This window comes from Streptomyces sp. NPDC107454, from assembly GCF_055582885.1.
On sequence record NZ_JBVJPA010000002.1, the window covers coordinates 178017 to 195727 of the forward strand.

19 protein-coding genes and 3 pseudogenes are annotated in these 17711 nt (G+C 71.3%); 10 read left to right on the forward strand and 12 right to left on the reverse strand.

What is annotated here, in order from left to right:
• Positions 1-82 precede the first annotated feature (82 nt).
• Both ACZ69M_RS05000 and ACZ69M_RS05005 read right to left on the reverse strand, forming a co-directional pair.
• On the reverse strand, positions 83-1300 hold the full coding sequence (locus ACZ69M_RS05000; protein WP_470046695.1) for an RNA polymerase sigma factor: 1218 nt from the start codon (positions 1298-1300) through the stop codon (positions 83-85).
• Positions 1297-1653, reverse strand: coding sequence for a YciI family protein (locus ACZ69M_RS05005; protein WP_067377593.1), 357 nt, complete (start codon positions 1651-1653; stop codon positions 1297-1299). The genes ACZ69M_RS05000 and ACZ69M_RS05005 overlap by 4 nt, the downstream gene beginning before the upstream one ends.
• Positions 1654-1768: 115 nt before the next feature.
• On the opposite strand from ACZ69M_RS05005, the gene ACZ69M_RS05010 reads away from it, so the two are divergent.
• Positions 1769-2842, forward strand: coding sequence for an acyl-CoA dehydrogenase family protein (locus tag ACZ69M_RS05010; RefSeq protein ID WP_470046698.1), 1074 nt, complete (start codon positions 1769-1771; stop codon positions 2840-2842).
• Here ACZ69M_RS05010 and ACZ69M_RS05015 read toward each other — a convergent pair.
• From ACZ69M_RS05015 to ACZ69M_RS05035, 5 genes and pseudogenes are all read right to left on the reverse strand, one after another.
• Positions 2832-3974 (reverse strand): LLM class flavin-dependent oxidoreductase, encoded by a 1143-nt coding sequence (locus tag ACZ69M_RS05015; RefSeq protein WP_470046700.1) that lies wholly within the window; start codon positions 3972-3974, stop codon positions 2832-2834. The genes ACZ69M_RS05010 and ACZ69M_RS05015 overlap by 11 nt on opposite strands.
• A gap of 38 nt (positions 3975-4012) precedes the next feature.
• Positions 4013-4429, reverse strand: a pseudogene (locus ACZ69M_RS05020) (acyl-CoA dehydrogenase family protein); the annotation flags it as partial.
• A 4-nt stretch (positions 4430-4433) separates the two neighbouring features.
• Positions 4434-4988 (reverse strand): NADPH-dependent FMN reductase, encoded by a 555-nt coding sequence (gene ssuE / locus ACZ69M_RS05025; RefSeq protein ID WP_470046702.1) that lies wholly within the window; start codon positions 4986-4988, stop codon positions 4434-4436.
• Positions 4989-5121: 133 nt separating this feature from the next.
• Positions 5122-5313, reverse strand: a pseudogene (locus ACZ69M_RS05030) (dimethylsulfone monooxygenase SfnG); the annotation flags it as partial.
• 249 nt (positions 5314-5562) lie between these two features.
• The gene (locus tag ACZ69M_RS05035) at positions 5563-5646 is read right to left on the reverse strand and encodes a putative leader peptide (RefSeq protein WP_470047526.1); all 84 of its coding nucleotides are present in this window, start codon (positions 5644-5646) and stop codon (positions 5563-5565) included.
• 137 nt (positions 5647-5783) lie between these two features.
• Here ACZ69M_RS05035 and ACZ69M_RS05040 point away from each other — a divergent pair.
• Positions 5784-6569, forward strand: a pseudogene (locus tag ACZ69M_RS05040) (LysR family transcriptional regulator); the annotation flags it as partial.
• 15 nt (positions 6570-6584) lie between these two features.
• Here the strand turns inward: ACZ69M_RS05040 and ACZ69M_RS05045 are convergent.
• On the reverse strand, positions 6585-6764 hold the full coding sequence (locus ACZ69M_RS05045) for a hypothetical protein (RefSeq protein ID WP_352051588.1): 180 nt from the start codon (positions 6762-6764) through the stop codon (positions 6585-6587).
• A 174-nt stretch (positions 6765-6938) separates the two neighbouring features.
• On the opposite strand from ACZ69M_RS05045, the gene ACZ69M_RS05050 reads away from it, so the two are divergent.
• From ACZ69M_RS05050 to ACZ69M_RS05060, 3 genes are all read left to right on the forward strand, one after another.
• On the forward strand, positions 6939-8474 hold the full coding sequence (locus tag ACZ69M_RS05050; RefSeq protein WP_470046704.1) for an SDR family oxidoreductase: 1536 nt from the start codon (positions 6939-6941) through the stop codon (positions 8472-8474).
• Between the two features lie 117 nt (positions 8475-8591).
• The gene (locus tag ACZ69M_RS05055; protein WP_470046706.1) at positions 8592-9965 is read left to right on the forward strand and encodes a cryptochrome/photolyase family protein; all 1374 of its coding nucleotides are present in this window, start codon (positions 8592-8594) and stop codon (positions 9963-9965) included.
• Positions 9966-10205: 240 nt separating this feature from the next.
• A complete protein-coding gene (locus ACZ69M_RS05060) occupies positions 10206-10928 on the forward strand; it encodes a DUF4142 domain-containing protein (protein ID WP_470046708.1) in 723 nt (240 codons plus the stop codon).
• A gap of 30 nt (positions 10929-10958) precedes the next feature.
• Here the strand turns inward: ACZ69M_RS05060 and ACZ69M_RS05065 are convergent, their stop codons facing one another.
• Positions 10959-11984, reverse strand: coding sequence for a MerR family transcriptional regulator (locus ACZ69M_RS05065; RefSeq protein WP_470046710.1), 1026 nt, complete (start codon positions 11982-11984; stop codon positions 10959-10961).
• A gap of 132 nt (positions 11985-12116) precedes the next feature.
• On the opposite strand from ACZ69M_RS05065, the gene ACZ69M_RS05070 reads away from it, so the two are divergent.
• Positions 12117-12710 (forward strand): sigma-70 family RNA polymerase sigma factor, encoded by a 594-nt coding sequence (locus tag ACZ69M_RS05070; protein ID WP_470046712.1) that lies wholly within the window; start codon positions 12117-12119, stop codon positions 12708-12710.
• Between the two features lie 66 nt (positions 12711-12776).
• On the opposite strand, the gene ACZ69M_RS05075 is transcribed toward ACZ69M_RS05070, so the two are convergent.
• A complete protein-coding gene (locus ACZ69M_RS05075) occupies positions 12777-13619 on the reverse strand; it encodes an MBL fold metallo-hydrolase (RefSeq protein WP_470046714.1) in 843 nt (280 codons plus the stop codon).
• An 88-nt stretch (positions 13620-13707) separates the two neighbouring features.
• On the opposite strand from ACZ69M_RS05075, the gene ACZ69M_RS05080 reads away from it, so the two are divergent.
• Both ACZ69M_RS05080 and ACZ69M_RS05085 read left to right on the forward strand, forming a co-directional pair.
• Entirely contained in the window at positions 13708-14310 is a 603-nt protein-coding gene (locus tag ACZ69M_RS05080; protein WP_470046716.1) for a TetR/AcrR family transcriptional regulator, read from the forward strand.
• Positions 14311-14447: 137 nt separating this feature from the next.
• A complete protein-coding gene (locus tag ACZ69M_RS05085; protein WP_470046718.1) occupies positions 14448-14888 on the forward strand; it encodes an SPW repeat protein in 441 nt (146 codons plus the stop codon).
• 266 nt (positions 14889-15154) lie between these two features.
• On the opposite strand, the gene ACZ69M_RS05090 is transcribed toward ACZ69M_RS05085, so the two are convergent.
• Positions 15155-15763: a hypothetical protein gene (locus ACZ69M_RS05090; protein WP_470046720.1), complete on the reverse strand. Its 609-nt coding sequence runs from the start codon at positions 15761-15763 to the stop codon at positions 15155-15157.
• A complete protein-coding gene (locus tag ACZ69M_RS05095; RefSeq protein WP_470046722.1) occupies positions 15741-16292 on the reverse strand; it encodes an ATP-binding protein in 552 nt (183 codons plus the stop codon). The genes ACZ69M_RS05090 and ACZ69M_RS05095 overlap by 23 nt, the downstream gene beginning before the upstream one ends.
• Positions 16293-16598: 306 nt before the next feature.
• On the opposite strand from ACZ69M_RS05095, the gene ACZ69M_RS05100 reads away from it, so the two are divergent.
• Together ACZ69M_RS05100 and ACZ69M_RS05105 are read left to right on the forward strand one after the other, a co-directional pair.
• A complete protein-coding gene (locus ACZ69M_RS05100; protein ID WP_470046724.1) occupies positions 16599-17474 on the forward strand; it encodes a helix-turn-helix domain-containing protein in 876 nt (291 codons plus the stop codon).
• A gap of 24 nt (positions 17475-17498) precedes the next feature.
• Complete coding sequence (locus tag ACZ69M_RS05105; protein WP_054233852.1) at positions 17499-17711, forward strand: DUF397 domain-containing protein; 213 nt, start codon at positions 17499-17501, stop codon at positions 17709-17711.

The window sequence follows — 17711 nt, forward strand, 5'->3', positions numbered from 1 at the left end:
GAAGGGCTCGGTGTAAATGCCAACCTTTCATGTGCCCAAATAAATTCCGGGTACACGAAGAATGCGTTCCGCGGTCAAGGCGTTACGGACAGAGTTCGGAGGGCGGGCTTCGCGGGAGTGCCGCGCGGGCCCGTTCGAGGTGGGCGCGCTCCGGTGCGCTGTCGGTCAGCGCGATGGCCGCCTCGTACGCCCGTACGGCCTCGGTGTGGCGTCCGAGGCGGCGCAGCAGGTCCGCGCGTACGGCGTGGAAGGCGTGGTAGCCGTCCAGGTCGAGCGCGTCCACGAGAGCGAGCGCCGGCTCCGGGCCCTCGACCTCGGCGACGGCGACGGCGCGGTTGAGGGTGACCACCGGGCTCGGGGCGAGCGCGGCCAGCTGGTCGTAGAGCTGGAGGATCTGGCCCCAGTCCGTGGCGGCCGCGGTCGGGGAGTCGCTGTGTACGGCGTTGATCGCGGCCTGGATCTGGTACGGGCCCGGCCGGTCGCGGCGCAGACAGCGGCGTACGAGGGTCTGTCCCTCGGTGATGAGATCGCGGTCCCACCGTGAGCGGTCCTGGTCGGAGAGAAGGATCAGGTCGCCGTCCGGTGTGGCGCGGGCGGGCCGGCGCGACTCGATGAGGAGCATCAGCGCGAGCAGGCCGAGGGCCTCGGGCTCGTCCGGCATCAGCCCGACGAGGAGCCGGCCGAGCCGGACGGCTTCGGCGCAGAGGTCCTCCCGGCCGCCGTACCCCTCGTTGAAGATGAGGTAGACGACCGCGAGCACCCCCCTGACACGGTCCGGAAGGTCCGCGTCGCGCGGGATGCGGTAGGGGATGCGGGCGTCGCGGATCTTGGCCTTGGCGCGGACGATCCGCTGCGCCATGGTCGGCTCGGGGACGAGGAAGGCGCGGGCGATCCGCGGCGTGGTCAGACCGCCGAGGAGGCGCAGGGTGAGGGCCACCTGGGCCTGGGTGGCGAGCGCGGGGTGGCAGCAGGTGAAGATCAGGCGGAGCCGGTCGTCGCGCACGGGGCCCTCCTCGGCCGGGTCGTCCCGGGCGTACAGCCGCTCGGCCTCGGCGTGCCGGGCCTCGCGCGTGGACTCGCGGCGCAGCCGGTCGACGGCGCGGTTGCGCGCGGTGGTGATGATCCATCCGGCCGGGCTGGGCGGTATGCCCGACTCCGGCCACTTCCGCAGGGCGGTGGTGAAGGCGTCCTGGACCGCTTCCTCGGCGAGGTCGATGTCACCGAGGAAGCGGACGAGGACGGCGACCGCGCGGCCGTATTCGGCGCGGAACACGGCCTCGATGTCGGCGTTCGGGGTCATCCGTCCTCGGCTTCGCCCATGAAGGGCCGCACCTCGATGGGGAGCGTGGTCGCCACCGTCGCCTTGCGGCCCCATGCGAGCGCCGCGTCGAGGTCGGGTGCCTTGATCAGACAGATCCCGCCCAGGTACTCCTTGCTCTCGGTGTACGGGCCGTCGGTGACGAGCACGTCGCCGTCCTTGGCGCGCACCACGGTGGCCGTCTCCGGTCCGTGCAGTCCCCCGGCGAACACCCACGCACCGGCCTCGCGCAGCTCCGCGTGGAAGACGTCGAGATTGTGCATGATCTCTTTCAGGATCTCGGGCGCGGGCGGCTCACCGGGCGGCTGCATCACGCTCAGCAGGTAGTACTTCATGTGTGCTCCTCGGCCGTGTCGTTCTCGGCTCGTTCTCGGGTGGTCTTTCACTGACTACACGAACCGGAGGCGGCCGGATCGACACACGACACGACGACAGCGGGAGATTTCTTCGATGACCACCCCACCGCATCCGCTCGTCGCGGCGGCCGGACGGCTGGCGGCCGAGGTGCTGGCCCCACGGGCGCAACGCGTGGACCAGGAGGGCATGCCGGCGAGCAGCATCGAGGCGATCAAGCGGTCGGGGCTGCTCGGGGTGAGCGCGCCGGTGGCCTACGGCGGGTCGGCCGCGCCCGCCGCGGTGGTCCGGGAGACCGCCGAGATCCTGGCCGGGGCGTGCTGCTCGACCTGGTTCGTGCAGACCCAGCACCACACTCCGGTGCTGACCCTGGCGAAGGGCGAACGCGCGGCGCGGGAACGGTTGTTGGGCCCGCTGGCGAGCGGGGAGCTGCTGTCCGGGGTCGCGTACGCACAACTGCGGGCCTACCCGCGGGTCCCCGTGCGGGTCACCCGTGAGCGTGGCGGCTGGCGCTTCGACGGGACGGTCCCCTGGTACACGGGCTGGGGACTCAACGACGTGATGCTGCTCGCCGGGGTGACGGAGGCGGACGAGGCGCTGTTCGCGTTCACCGAGGCGCGCGAGCAGCCCGGACTGCGCCCCTCGCCGCCGATGCGGCTGGCGGCGCTCACCGCCTCGCGCACGGTGTCCCTGGAACTGGACGGGCTGTGGCTCCCGGACGACGCCGTGGCCCTGCGCACGCCGTACGAGAGCTGGGCGGTCACCGATCGCCCCAAGAACACCAACGCCTCGCCGGCCGTCTTCGGGATCACCGCGTCGGCGCTCGGCCTGCTGGACGGCGATCCCGCGGCGAAGGAGACCGGGCAGGTGCTGCGCGCCCGCCTCGAAGAGGTCAGACGGCAGGCGTACGAACTCGCCGACCACCCGGTGCCCACCGAGCGGATCGAGGAGCGGCTGGCGGTCAAGACACGGGCGTACGACGTCATGCGCGCGGCCACGACCGCGGCGCTCGTGGCCGGTGGCGGGCGCGCGATGGACCTGGGCAGCCCGGCGCAACGGCTGGCACGCGAGGGGATGTTCCTGCTGGTGCAGGGGCAGACCGCCCAGGTGCGGACCGCCCACCTCGGTTCGCTCGGCTCGTTCGGCTCGCCCGGTTCGCTCAGCCCGTGAAGGGCACCTGCGCGGCGGGGACGGACGTAGGTGCGAACGGGTGCTGCCACAGGCCCTGTGCGGCCAGACGCGGCAGGACGCCCTCGCCGAACCAGTACGCCTCCTCCAGGTGCGGATAGCCAGAGAGGACGAACTCGTCGATGCCGAGGGCGTGGTACTCCCTGATCCGCTCGGCGACCTCGTCGTGGCCGCCGACCAGGGCGGTACCCGCGCCGCCGCGGACGAGACCGATGCCGGCCCACAGGTTGGGGTGGATCTCCAGGTCCTCGCGGTTGCCGCCGTGGAGGGCGAGCATGCGCCGCTGCCCCTCCGACTCGCTGCGGGCCAGGCCCGCCTGGACGGACTTCACGGTGTCCGGGTCGAAACCGTCAAGGAGCTTGTGGGCCTCGGTCCAGGCCTGTGCGGCGGTGTCGCGTGTGATGACGTGCAGCCGGATGCCGAAGCGGACGGCGCGCCCTTCCTTCGCCGCCAGCCCCCGTACCCAGGCGATCTTCTCGGCGACCCGGGCGGGCGGTTCGCCCCAGGTGAGGTAGACGTCGACGTGGCGGGCGGCGATCTCGCCGGCGATGGGTGAGGAGCCGCCGAAGTAGACCTCGGGGACCGGGTCGGGGACCCGGGCCAGCCTGGCGTCCTCGACCTGGAGGTGGTCGCCGGACAGGTCGACGGTCTTGCCCTCCCACAGGTCCCGCACGATCTGCAGGAATTCGCCGGTACGGCGGTAGCGGGCGTCCTTGTCGAGGAAGTCGCCGTAGGCACGCTGTTCTTGGCTCTCGCCGCCCGTGACCACGTTGAGGAGCAGCCGGCCGCCGGTCTGCCGCTGGAAGGTGGAGGCCATCTGCGCGGCGAGCGTGGGCGAGACGAAGCCGGGCCGGAAGGCGACCAGGAACTTCAGCCGTTCGGTGTGCTGACTGACCATCGCGGTGGTCAGCCAGGCGTCCTCGCACCAGGCCCCCGTGGGGGTGAGCGCGCCGACGAAGCCCAGGTCCTCGGCTGCGCGGGCGATCTGGCTCAGATAGGCGACCGTCGGCGGCCGGTTCCGGCCGAAGGCCGTGGCGGGAGTACCGTGACCGCCGCCGACGACATGGCGGCTGTCGCCGTTGGTGGGCAGGAACCAGTGAAAGGTGAGGGACACGGGGGCGTTCTCCGATCGTGGGGGCCGGTGAGCGAATGGGGTACTGCTCCGTGGAGTTGGGGTCCCCTGGAGTAGTGCTTGACGCCGGTCAGGACGTACGAGCCGTCAGGTATGGGGGCGGGGCGCCGAAGAAGAACGTCTGCTGCTGCGGGGTGCCCTGGCGGCGCAGCACGTTCACGTACACGAAGTGTTTCTGCGGGATCCGGGCGAGGCCGGCGTCGGCCGAGGCCGGCAGTCGGAAGACCTCCGCGAGGGTTTCCTGCCCTACGTCCGCCCCGCCGTGCTCGGCGGGCACGGTGACGGCGAGCAGTCCGGAGGTGGAGAGATGGTCCGACTCCTCGCGCGGTAGCCGCCGTTCGGCGTCCCCGCGCCGAGGCACCGGCACGGAACTCCTCGGCGAGCGCGGCGGCGACGGCCGGGGCCTCGACGTCGTCGGCGATCACCTCGGCGGACATCGCCTCAGCCCGCCGCGGCCAGCAGGGGCGCGCTGCCGAGGGCCGCCGAGAACTGGTCGACCACCTGTGTGAGGGCCTCTGCCGTGGCCGGGGCGATGGTGATGCCGCCGTCCTCGCCCGCGGTGATGTCCTTGTCGAGGGTGAACCAGCCCTGGACGATGTGCGCGGCGCCCATGGAGTTGAGGACCGGGCGCAGGGCGTAGTCGAGGGCGAGGACATGCGCGGTGCTGCCACCGGTGACGAGTGGCAGCACGGTCTTCCCGGTGAGGGCGTACTGCGGGAGCAGATCGAGCAGGGCCTTGAGGACGCCGGAGTAGGCGGCCTTGTAGACAGGGGTGCCGATGACCACGCCGTCGGCGCGGGCGAAGAGTTCGGTCGCCGCGACGATGGCAGGGTGCTTGAAGTCGGCGCCGAGCAGGGCCTCGGCGGGGATCGTGCGGACGTCGAGCGGGATCACCTCGTGTCCCTGCGCGGTCAGCCGGGTGTCCAGATGCCGCAGGAGCTTCGCGGTGCGGGAGGAGACGGACGGACTGCCGGAGACGGACAGGACGGTGGCCATGGGGTCCTCTTTCGGGAGCGGGAGCGGGAGCGGAGTGGGGCACGAAGTGCGGAACGGATTCAGACGTGCGCTGAGACGGACTCCGGCGCCGACGCGGTCTCGGTCGCGGTCCCTGTGTCCGGCAGTCGCGCTACCAGTTCGCGCACCAGGAGCAGCACCCGACGGCCGAAGTACTCCATCTCCCTCGTGGTAGTGGGCGCGGGCGTTCGGGGGTGTCGAGAGGCTTGGGCTTGAGCGAGACGTCGCGCAACCGGTGGAAGTCCCCGGCGAGTTCGGTGTGGTCCTCGGTCCAGATCTGGCGCAGGACGCGGATGAACTCCTCGGAGTGAACGGACCTTCCTGAGCGCGTAGTCGAAGCCGTTGTTCTCGGCGAGTACGGCCAGTTAGCGGTAGTAGTCGTCACCCCAGTCGGTGCGTTGCGGAACTCCTGTTGCGGATTTCGGGTACGCCGAATTCAGAGGGCGAGTTCAGGACGGCGCACGGGATCGCGGAATTCAGGCGGTGGTGTGAGAACGCCGCACACAGCTGTCCGACGAGAGCGGTGGGGCCGATGGGGTGCGGCGGATCCGGGGACTCAGGCCGCGATGCGACAGGAGGCGCTGGAGACGCGCGCGAGGTCGACATGGCGTCGCCGCGTGAGGTCCAGTCGCATCATCATGCCGTCGATCGTGGCAGCCTGCCGCGAGGGCAGTCAAGGAAAACCCGACCGGTCTCGTATCGCGGACCACCGAATTTCACGAACGTGTGACAGGGAAACCCTTGAACGGGCCGTGAAATGGCCCGCATTCTGCCGGCGTGCGGACAGAACGACTGGAATACATCGCGGCGGTCACCCGGCTCGGCTCACCGCGCCGGGCAGCCGAGGAACTCCACCTCCCCCAGCCGGCGTTGAGCGAGACCGTGCGGAAACTGGAGCGCGAACTCGGCGTCGATCTGCTGAGCGCAAGCGGTCCGGAGCACGGATGAACGCCGAGCGGCGGGAGCTGCAGCCTCACATCATCAACGTGCTGGACGCGGTGGACCGGCTGATGCGGCGCGGCAGACGAGCAGCACCGCATCAGCCGGTGGTCCGCATCGGCACGGTGAACGCGGCGACGGTGCCCCTGCTCATCCCGACGGTCAGGGAATTCCGCGCGGCGCATCCGCTGACGCAGGTCGAGGTGGTCGCCGCCCAGCAGACGGAGATCCACCGGGCCCTGTCGGAGGGCGGCCTCGACCCGGGCCTGGTGAACCATCTCGACGACGATGACCTGCCCGCCGACTTCGAGACAGTCCGCTCACCGCACTCGCCGCGGTGTCGGCGGCGGACCTGCTGGACGGACGCGAGGCGCTGATCGCGATGCGCTCACCTGATCCGAACGACAGGCCCTGGGTGCGACGGTCCTGCCCGTTTTCAGTGTGATCGGGGATCCCCTCGAGCGGTGCGGCGCGATCACCCACCGGCCGCTCACGGACGACACGACACGGGTCCTGCTGATGCTGCGACGCCGCTGGGCGGAGTCGGTGCCGCGTGCCGCCCACGACCTGCACGAGGCGTTCGTGCACAGGCGGCGGAGCTCGGCGTCCGGCTCTCGGATCGGACCTGGCCAGGGTCGTTCAGTCCTCGTCGCCGACCGGCACCACCACGAGGAAGGCGTCCGACTTCAGGTCCATCACCACCGTCGCCGGCTGCCCCTCGGTGCGGCGCCGGGCCGCGTACTCCTCCGCCGTCCAGGATCCGCGCGGGCCTCCCGCGGGAAACCGCTCCAACACCTTCGTGCCCCTCACGGCAGACACCTCCAGCTGTGACCGCGGACTCTCGTGTTCTCCCGTCTGCCCGCGATTCCCCCGGGCATGTCCGCGAAGACTCCGCCGGACAGCTCCTGGGCGCATCCGACCGCCGTGTTCGCGTGGAAGAGATGAGAGAGGGAACTCGGAAAACCGGTGGCCCGGTGAACGACGGAGGGACCCATGAGCGACGACGATCCCCGCCCCGGCCCGCGCTGTCTGGTGACAGGCGCCACCGGCTACATCGGCGGCCGGCTGGTCCCCGAACTGCTGGAGGCGGGTCACCGCGTACGGTGCCTCGCCCGCTCCCCCGCCAAGCTGCGCGACTACCCGTGGGCGGGCGACGCGGAGGTGGTTCGCGGCGACGTCACGGACGCCGGCTCGGTCGCCGAGGCGCTGCGCGGCATCGACGTCGCGTACTACCTGGTGCACGCCCTGGGCACGGGCCACGACTTCGAGGAGACCGACCGGAAGGCGGCCCTGATCTTCGGCGAGCAGGCCCGCGCCGCCGGGGTGAGCAGGATCGTCTACCTGGGCGGCCTCACCCCGGCGGGTGTCCCCGAGGCACGCCTCTCGCCGCACCTCAGGTCGCGCGCCGAGGTCGGCCGCATCCTGCTGGAGTCGGGCGTGCCGACCACGGTCCTGCGCGCGGCCGTGATCATCGGTTCCGGCTCGGCCTCCTTCGAGATGCTCCGCTACCTCGCCGAACGCCTCCCGGTCATGGTCACGCCCCGCTGGGTGCGCACCCGGATCCAGCCGATCGGCGTACGGGACGTGCTGCGCACCCTGGTCGGCAGCGCGCGGATGCCCGCCGACGTCAACCGCGCCTTCGACATCGGCGGTCCCGAGGTCCTGACCTATCTGGAGATGATGCAGCGGTACGCCGCCGTCGCCGGGCTGCCGCGCAGGCTGATCCTGCCCGTGCCGGTGCTGACCCCCGGGCTCTCCAGCCACTGGGTCGGCCTGGTCACCCCGGTGCCCGCGTCCATCGCGCGCCCGCTCACCGAATCGCTGCGCCACGAGGTCGTCTGCCACGAACACGACATCGCCCGGTACGTCCCCGATCCCCCGGGGCGTCCGATCGGCTTCGACGAGGCGGTGTCGCTGGCCCTGCAACGGGTGCAGGACGCCCAGGTCACCACCCGGTGGTCCACGGCCTCCGTGCCCGGCGCGCCCAGTGATCCCCTCCCCACCGACCCCGACTGGGCGGGCGGCAGCCTCTACACCGATCGACGCGAACAGGCGGTGGACGCGCCGCCCTGGGCGCTGTGGCGGGTGATCGAGGGCATCGGAGGTGAGAACGGCTGGTACTCCTTCCCGCCCGCCTGGGCGCTCCGGGGCCGGCTGGACCGGCTGGTGGGCGGTGTCGGCCTGCGGCGCGGACGGCGCGACGCCGCCCGGCTGCGCGTGGGCGACTCGCTCGACTTCTGGCGCGTCGAGGAGATCGAGCCGGGCCGTCTGCTGCGGCTGCGCGCGGAAATGCGACTGCCGGGCCTCGCCTGGCTGGAGATGTACGCCGAGCCCGGCGCCGAGGGTCGGTCCCGCTACCGGCAACGGGCCCTGTTCCATCCGCACGGCCTGCTGGGACACGCCTACTGGTGGAGCATCTCGCCCTTCCACGCCGTCGTGTTCGGCGGCATGGCCCGCAACATCGCCAAGGCGGCGGCCGAGGCCGACGTACCGTCCGGGGCGCGGCAGCCCGCCGTGCCGTCCCGCTGAGCCCCGCATCCACTCGCCGATGACCGCATCCGCGAGGGACCGCGGGCCCGAAGCAGTCATGGCCGCACTCGTCGCCGCCCCGTCACAGCACCGCCTCGCCCTTCCCGGAGTCACCCCATGAACGTCTCGGTCGTCCTGTTCACCTCGGACCTGCGGCTGCACGACCATCCGGCGCTGCGCGCGGCGCGGGACGGCTCGGCCGCGCTGGTGCCCCTGTTCGTACGGGACGACGCGGTCGCCGGAGCGGGGTTCACGGCGCCCAACCGCATGGCGTTCCTCGCGGACTGTCTGGCGGACCTGGACGCCGGACTGCGGGAGCGCGGCGGCCGTCTCGTGGTGCGCTCCGGCGATGTCGTCGCGCAGGTGTGCAAGGTGGTCGCCGAGGCGGACGCCGACGAGGTGCACATGGCGGCGGGGGTGAGCTCCTACGCCCGCCGCCGTGAGGAGCGGTTGCGCCTTGCCCTGGAGGGCGAGGGGTGCCGGTTTCATGTCCACGACGCCGTGATCACCGCGCTCGCGCCCGGCGCCGTCACGCCGTCCAGCTCGGACCACTTCGCCGTGTTCACGCCGTACTACCGGCGCTGGTCGCAGGAGCCGCTGCGCAACGCGGTCGCCGCGCCCCGGGCGATCCGGGTGCCGGACGGCGTCGGCTCGGAGGAGATCCCCTCCCGCACGGGTCTGTCCGGGCTGTCGCCGGGGCTGGCGCGGGGCGGCGAGCGGGAGGGCAGGCAGCGGCTCACGGCCTGGCTGCGGGCGGGGATCACCTCGTACGACGACGGCCGTGACGACCTGCCGGGCGACGCCACCTCCCGGCTCTCCCCCCATCTGCACTTCGGCACACTCTCCCCGGTCGAACTCGTGCACCGGGCGCGCGCGGCGGGCGGCCCGGGCGCCGAGGCCTTCGTACGCCAACTGGCCTGGCGGGACTTCCACCACCAGGTGCTCGCCGCCCGGCCCGACGCGGCCGTGGCCGACTACCGCACCAAGCACGACCGTTGGCGCTCGGGGAGGATCGCGCGCGAGGACATCCGGGCGTGGAAGGAAGGTCGCACCGGCTATCCGGTCGTCGACGCGGCGATGCGCCAACTGCGCCACGAGGGCTGGATGCACAACCGGGCACGGCTGCTGGCCGCCAGCTTCCTCACCAAGACGCTGTACGTGGACTGGCGAATCGGGGCCCGGCACTTCCTGGACCTGCTGGTGGACGGCGATGTCGCGAACAACCAGCTCAACTGGCAGTGGATGGCCGGAACGGGCACGGACTCGCGGCCGGGCCGCGTCCTCAATCCGGTGACGCAGGCCAAGCGGTACGACCCGGACGGGGAGTACGTCCGGCGCTGGGTGCCGGAGCTGGCGGGGCTCGCGGGCGGCGCGGTGCACGAACCCTGGAAACTCCAGGGCCTGGAGCGCGCCGCGTACGACTACCCGGAGCCCGTCGTCGAACTCTCCGACGGGCTGGCCCGGTTCAGGGCCGCCCGGGATCGTGGCTGAGCGGCATCGCAGCTGAGGGGCTGAGCGGCATCGTGGCGGGTGGGTCCGCGGATGAGACGCTGGCTCAGCGGTTCGCGACCGCGCGGGTGGCGGCACGGATTTTACTTGCCCTAAAGATTTCTCCGGCCCGCACAGCCGTACTGGTGAACGTCCGACACACCCGTACCGGATCCACGCACCGGATCCACCGAGCGGCCCACCGGAGCCTCACTCCGGGCCGCCGCCCCGCCAGGAGGCTCAATGCGCATTGCACGAACCGCAGGAACCGTCTTCGTGGCAGGTGCATTGGTCATGACTCTCGCCGCGCTCGCATACCCCAGCATGCTCGGGCTGCAGACCACGGCCACTGCCCAGAACCGCATCATCGCCAACACCGCGACGGGCCCGCTGACCGAGGCCGACCGCGACTTCGTCGTCAAGGTGCGGGCGGCCGGGCTGTGGGAGTACCCCGTGGGGATGCTGGGCCTGCAGAAGGGCACCACCCCGGCGGTCAGGACCGCCGGTGACCACCTGGTCAAGGGCCATGCCGCGCTGGACGATACCGACCGCAAGGTCGCCGCCGCACTCGGCATCACCATCCCCAACAAGCCGTCCCCTCAGCAGCAGGGATTCGTGTCGACCCTGAGCGGCGACACCGGCAAGCAGTTCGACACCGACTTCGCCAACATCCTGCGGGTGACCCACGGTTCGATCTTCAACACCGTCGCCAAGATCCGGTCCACCACCGAGAACTCGCTGGTCCGCCAGCTGGCCGACCAGGCCAACGTCACCGTGCTCGACCACATCACGGTGATGGAGAAGACCGGACTGGTCAACTTCGACCAGGTGCTGTTCCAGGAGACCACCCCGCCGAAGCTGCCCGCCTCCGATCTCACTCCGCCCGCGCCCGCGCCGGGTGAGCCGACCGCCGTACTCACCCCGCCCGCCGGCAGCTCCCCCTCGCCCACCGGGACGGTCGGCTGAGCCGTTCCCGGGCCGACCGTGCTTTGGCGGTCAGCTCCGGGTGACCGGTACGGGCGGGCCGTACAGGGCAGAGAGGGTCCCGAGGGCGTCCCGAAGCCCGGGCGGGCGGAGCATCCCCCGCACCGGGCGCCCCGCCCAGCCCGGCCCGCCGAGCAGCACGGCCGGGTGACTGCGGGCCCCCTTCACTCCCCACCGGGTGTCCGCGACATGCCGGGCCAGAGGCAGGTCGGCCGTCGAACGGGTCTGGGCCCACAGCAGTACGGCCTTCGGGCCCAGCCGCCGTACGGCGGCGGTCAGCGCCTCCGTCGGAACCGCCGCGCCGAACATCCGGGTCGGCAGGCCGAGTTCGACGAGCCCCGCGTGCAGCGCCTCCAGCGCCAGGCTGTGCTGTTCGCCCGGGACGCACGCCAGCACCACCGGACCCGCGGCGGCCGGGGTTCCCACGAGCCCGACCGGCGCGGTGGCACGGTGCAGGGCACGTGAGATGTGCCAGGACAGCAGGTGTTCCACCTCCACGTAACGGTCGCCGGAGGACTCCCACTTGCGTCCGACGGCGTGCAGGGTCGGCACCATCACCTCGTCCCAGGCGAGGACCACGCCGTAGCGCGCCACGAGGGAGGCCAGCTGGTCGCCCACGGTCGGTGCGTCGAGGCGGACCGCGGCGCGCGCGAGACCCCTGCACTCCTGACGGACGTCACCGAGCGGCAGCGCGCCGGCCGCCTGCGAACGATGCCCACCGGGCCGGTCACCTCCCCCGGGCTCCGGTTGGGGCCGATGCCGCCCGACGCCCTCCTGGGCGGTCCTGGCCGCCTCGGCGGGCGGTACCCCGGCCGAGGTCAGCCGGCACATCTCCTCGAGCATCGCCACGTCCTGCGGCGTCCAGCGGCGGTGCCGCCCGTCAAAACGCACCGCGGGCCCCATTCCGTACCTCCGGTCCCAGGAACGCAGGGTCGTGGGCGACACCCCGAGGCGGCGGGCCAAGGACCCTGTCGTGACGCCCGCTTCGACGGGCCGCGCGGCCGCCTCCCGCCCCTGTACCGGTTGGTTCTCGCCCATGCGGCGACTATACGACGCACAAACGATGCGAGTTGTCCGCCTTGTGCCTCGGTTCACACGATGGGGATCACCGGGCGCGTCGCGGGAAGCGCACGGTGACCGGGAGCACGTCCGAACCGAGGAGCCGTGGCCATGACCGTGGATTCCATCACCGAGCAGTGCGTCGAAGGGCGGTGGGAGGCGCTCTCCGACACGGATCTGGCCCAGGGCCTCGTGGACGGCGACGAGGAGTGTCTGTCCGCCGCCTACCACCGCTGGGGAACCCTGGTGCAGACACTGGCCGGACGTTCGCTGGGTGACACCCGGGAGGCCGAGGACGTCACCCAGCAGGTGTTCCTGGCCGCCTGGCAGGGCCGGCGGGGGTACCGCCCCGAGCGGGGCGCGTTCGTGGGCTGGCTCGTCGGCATCACCCGCCGCAAGATCGCCGACGCGCTCTCGGCGCGCACCCGCCGTACCGATCTGGTCGCCGCCGCCGGAGCCCTCCTCGGCCCGGTCGACGACACCCAGGCCCGCCCGGAGACCGTGCTCGACCGCGTCCTCCTGCGCGGCGAGCTCGCCAGACTTCCCGCGCCCCAGCGCCGGGTGCTGCACCTCGCGTTCTACGAGGACCTGACCCAGCCCCAGATCGCCCAGCGCACCGGCTGGCCACTGGGCACCGTCAAGAGCCACTCCCGGCGCGGACTGCACCGACTGCGCCGCTGTCTGCGCGCGCAGGCCGTCGGCTGAACGCCTGAGTTCGCCTCCGCGAGCCGATCCGCCGGCAGCCGCGGGCCTGGCCGGGGTGGACCGCGATCACGACGGAGTCGTTCCCGGACCATCACCCCCGCCCGCGTAGCGCGCCAGTTCCCACGGGTCGTGTGCGCTGAAGACCTCCACCTCGTCGCCGTGCAGCCGCACCAGTTCCCGCAGACGGGCGTGGTTTCCGAGGCGCAGCGGCCGGTCCACCTCGGTGATCTGCTGGAGGACGTCCATGCCGGGGTGTCCCCGGGGGTGGTCGGGGTCGATCTCGTGGTGGGAGTAGTACGCGTCCCCGCAGTGCAGCAGCCGGCGATCACCGTCGGCGACGGCGATCCCACTGTGGCCGCGGGTGTGGCCGCCGAGCGGGACCAGCAGGATCTCGGCGTCCAGGCCCTCCAGCGGGCGCACGGCGTCGAAGCCGAACCACGCCTCGCCCTGCGGGTGCGCGTACGTCACCCAGTGCGGCCGGTGCGCCCACTGGGCGGGGCGGTAGCGGACGCGGTCCTCGGGGTGAGCGCCGGGGGCCGCCATCGCCGCACGGTGTTCGGCCTCGCTGAGGTGGACCTTGGCCCAGGGGAAATCGGGCAGTCCCCCGGCATGGTCGAGGTCGAGGTGGCTGAGGACGATGTGCCGGACGTCCTCCGGGCGGAAGCCGAGCGCGGTGACCTGGTGCAGGGCGGTCTCCGCGAGGTCGAGGACGGGCTGGGCCCGGCCGAGGAAGTCCGGGCCGAGGCTCTCCTCGGGCCGCGCCACGTCCTCCGTACCGATGCCGCTCTCGACGAGGACGAGCCCGTCGCGGTCGGTCTCCACGAGAAGACAGTGGCAGACCGCGGGAAGGCTCCCCTCCTCGGTGTCGATCGTCCGCATGGAGCCGCAGTTCAGGTGATGGATCTTCACGGTGAGTCCCTTCGGTGGGCCGCTCGAGCACATAGCGCACGAACGATCGTGAGCTAATTACGAACGGTCGTTAGGTTAAGGTGACCGCATGAGCCCCCGCAAGTCCGTTGCCGAAACCGCCGCCACGCGGAGCCGGATCATCGACAGCGCCCTGACGCTGGCCTCCACGGACGGCCTCGAAGGCCTCACCATCGGCCGACTGGCGACCGATCTGGAGATGAGCAAGGCCGGAGTGATCGGCCACTTCGGCAGCAAGGAAGCGCTCCAACTCGCTGTTCTGGCCGCGGCCGTGGAGAGGTTCCGGCTCCGCGTGCCGGCCCGGGCCGTCGGCGCCAGACCCGGCACGGAGCGGCTGACGCGCGCCTTCGACGAGTGGATCGACTACATGACGGAGGACGAGGGGCACGGCGGCTGCTTCCTCACCTCGGTGGCGAGCGAGTTCGACGGCCGGCCGGGTCCGGTCCGCGACGCGGTGCTCGACGCGCTCGCCTCGTGGTCGGCTTATGTCGCGGCGGAGTTGGGCACGGCGGTCGAGGCCCGCGAACTACCGCCGCACACCGATGTGGAACAGCTCGCCTTCGAGCTCAACGGCGTGGCCCTGGCGGCCAATCAGTCCATCCAGCTCCATCGTGACCCACAGGCGCCCACGCGGGCCCGCCGCGCCGTCGCCCGCCTCCTCATCACCCCCTGAGGACGGATCCCGCCCCGGCGGAGCAAAAAGCCACCTCTACACATAAAGAAGAAATAAGCGCACAATGAAAACAAGCGGCGCCAACCGCATACCGCACCAGAAGCGGTCAGGCCTGCACAGAACGAAGGAGACGACTCATGGCCAACGTCTCGCACCCCAGAAGTGACATCACGACCCACCCCGATACATCCGAAATGCGGGAGCGGTACGACCGCATACTCGGTGGCCGCGATGTGGCGCTCGTGGACGGACCGGTGTTCCTGCTCGGTCTGTACTGCGCCGCGTCCCCATGGATACTCCACTACACGACGAACCAGCCCGCCCTGGCGACACACAACCTCATCATGGGCATCGCCATAGGCCTGCTGGCCCTCGGATTCACCATGGCCCCCGAAAGGATGTACGGCCTGAGCTGGGCCATCTGCGCGATGGGCGCGTGGATGATCATCTCACCGTGGGTGGTCGGAACCAGCCCGGACACCGGCGTCGTCCTCAACAACATCATCATCGGCGCGTTGGCCGTGGTGCTCGGGGCGCTGTGCGCGGTCACGACGACAAGGAACACTCCTCGGGCGTAGGCCCGACGGACATCCTTCGGAGCGGTCCCCGACAGACACTCCCGGGACCAGCGCCGGAGGCCCGTACCCGGGCTCAGCCCCGCGAGTCGATGCCCGAGCTGAGCCCAGGCCCACGAAAGGAAACGAACAACCCCACAGGCCGGCCCGCCCACACGGACCGGCCTCCTTCATGCCCGCCCCCACGCATCCCGATCGAGGCGGCGACCGGCCACGGACAGTTGCGCAGGTGGTTGCCGCGTGTTGGCGGGCCGAAGAGCCGTGGGTCTCTAGACACCCGCGCCGAGCGACCAGCTCGGGGCGCTGCCCGCGAGGCGGCAGGTGAGGAAGTACAGCGGAATCGGCGGCGTGTAGGGCGAGTCGCCCTCGGGCCGGTGGATCAGACGGGGGCGCGCGGGCCGCGAGCGCAGCAGGGCCCGTGTCCAGGACGGGTCGGCCAGCCGGGCGCCCACCGCGTAGCTCACGGAAGGCGGCCAGGTGACGCCTATGTGGGAGCCGGAGGGGACGATCCACCACCACCGCTCGTCGTCGGCGAAGACACAACCGACACGGGGCAGACAGTCCATGATCCGTTCCCCGTGTTCCGGGGAGGTGCCCACGGCGTCGTATCCCAGACCGGCGGACAACTCGGCGGGTATCGCCAGTCGTGCCGGGGACTCGTGCGGCGGCGCGGTGGGGAGGTACATGCGCAGGCCAAGGACGGCGGGATACGGGCGCGTTTCGACGGCGGCGGTGTGATCGCGGCCGTCGGGGGCCGGGAGAGGGCCTCGGCCGTCGGGGGCCGGGAGACGGTGGCTGCCGTCGAGGGCGGACAGGTGGTCGCCCACGTGTCCGGCGGGCTGGTGGTCGCGCAGGTCAGGAATGTGCTGTCGTTCCATCAGATAAAGATCCTTCGGCCGAGTGGGGGATGGGCCGGGCCATGGTCACGGTCGCCGGCGAGCCGGTCGACACGGTGTCTCCTCCCTTCGACGGCAGTACGGCCCAGACGATGCGCCCGGTGCCGTCGGCGGTGTCTTTGACGCCCCAGTCGCTGCTCAGGGCGCCGACCAGCAGGAGCCCTCGTCCACCCTGGTCGTCGGGCCCCGGCCTGCGCTGGGCCGGAAGGCTCCAGCCGCGGTGCTGGTCCTCGACCTCGATGTGGAGCCGCTCCTCGGCGATGTGGACTCTGCACACGATCCACTCGCTCGCCGTGTGCGTCAGCGCGTTGGTGACGAGCTCGGAGGTCACCAGGATCGCGTTGTCGCGGGTCTCGGGGTCGATGCCCCACTCGGTGAGCCAGTCACGGACGTCTCTTCGGGCCATACCCACCGAGGCGGGGGCCGCGGGCAGGGCGAACACACCTGCCCGAGGGGGATGTTCGTCCCCTGGTGGTAGGCCCAAAGGCTGGGGGAGGGAGGGCGGGGTCATCGCCGTTCGCCTTTCGTCTGCCTTCGCACCACAAGTGGTGCCAATGCCGTCCCCCGTGGCCCCGCACCGCCGCGAGATACACACAACTCGCCGCGCAGGACATCACGTTGCAGCCCCGTCTCCCCCAACTGGGCCGCACAACCACTCCCTTCACCGGGCCAGGGACGATAGGACCACTGTGGCAGCTGCCAACAACACCTCGCAACCGACAAGTTGAAAATTGCAATGTGCCAGGTGCATGCTTCCCCCGTTGACGGATGATCGTGACAGACTGCGACCTCGAAGCCCGCTGTGAGGGGGTAAGGCGTGTCCACGGAGACCGACTGGGGCGGCGCCCCCTCCGTCTTACGCATGATTCTCGGCAAGCAGCTCGAGGAGCTGCGCACCCAGGCCGGGCTCACATACGAGCAGGCCGGCGAGGCGATCGGCGTCAGCCACTCCACCATCCGCCGGATGGAGGCCGCCAAGGTGGCCCGGCTCCGGCTCACCGACGCCGAGAAGCTCCTCCAGACGTACGGCGTGACGGACCAGCAGGAGATCGACACCTTCCTGAAGTCGGTCCGCGAGGCCAACAAGCGCGGCTGGTGGCACACATACCGCGATGTCCTGCCGGACTGGTTCGCGGCATATCTGAGCCTGGAGCAGGCGGCCCTCCAGATCCGCGTGTACGAGGCGGAGTTCGTGCACGGGCTGCTGCAGACGGAGGCCTACGCCCGCGCCCTGCTCGGCGCGGGCAATCCGCACGCCTCGGCCGAGGCGACCGAGCGCCGGGTCGCGCTGCGCATGCGCCGTCAGGAGCTGCTGTCCCGGCCCGCTCCGCCGCGCGTCTGGGTGGTGATGGACGAGACCGTGCTGAGGTGGCCGGTCGGCGGGCCCGAGGTGATGCGCGCGCAGATCGACCATCTGATCGCGGTCAACGCGCTCCCCCATGTGACCCTGCAGATCATGCCGTTCAGAAACGGCCCGCATCCGGCCATGCGAGCCGGCGCGTTCCATCTCTTCCGGTTCAAGGCACGCGAATTGCCGGACATCGTCTATCTGAGCGGTCTGGTGGGCGCCGTCTACCTCGACAAGGACGACGACGTCGTGGTGTACCGCGAGGCCCTGGACCGGCTGGGCGCACAGTCGGCGCCCGCCAGGAAGACCGAGGAACTTCTCGGTGCGATTCGCAAGGAGCTATGAGTGCACCACCACATACGCAACGGTATGCCGTCCCGCGAACTGGGCACGCAGGGCTGGTCCAAGCCGTGGAGCGACGACGCGGGCGGCGCCTGCGTCGAGGCGAAGAAGCTGGGCGACGGCCGGATCGCGCTGCGTCAGTCCACCGATCCCGAAGGGCCCGCCCTGGTTTTCACGCCCCGTGAAATGACGAGCTTTCTTGCGGGCGTCAAGGCGGGGGAGGCCGACTTCCTCCTCTGA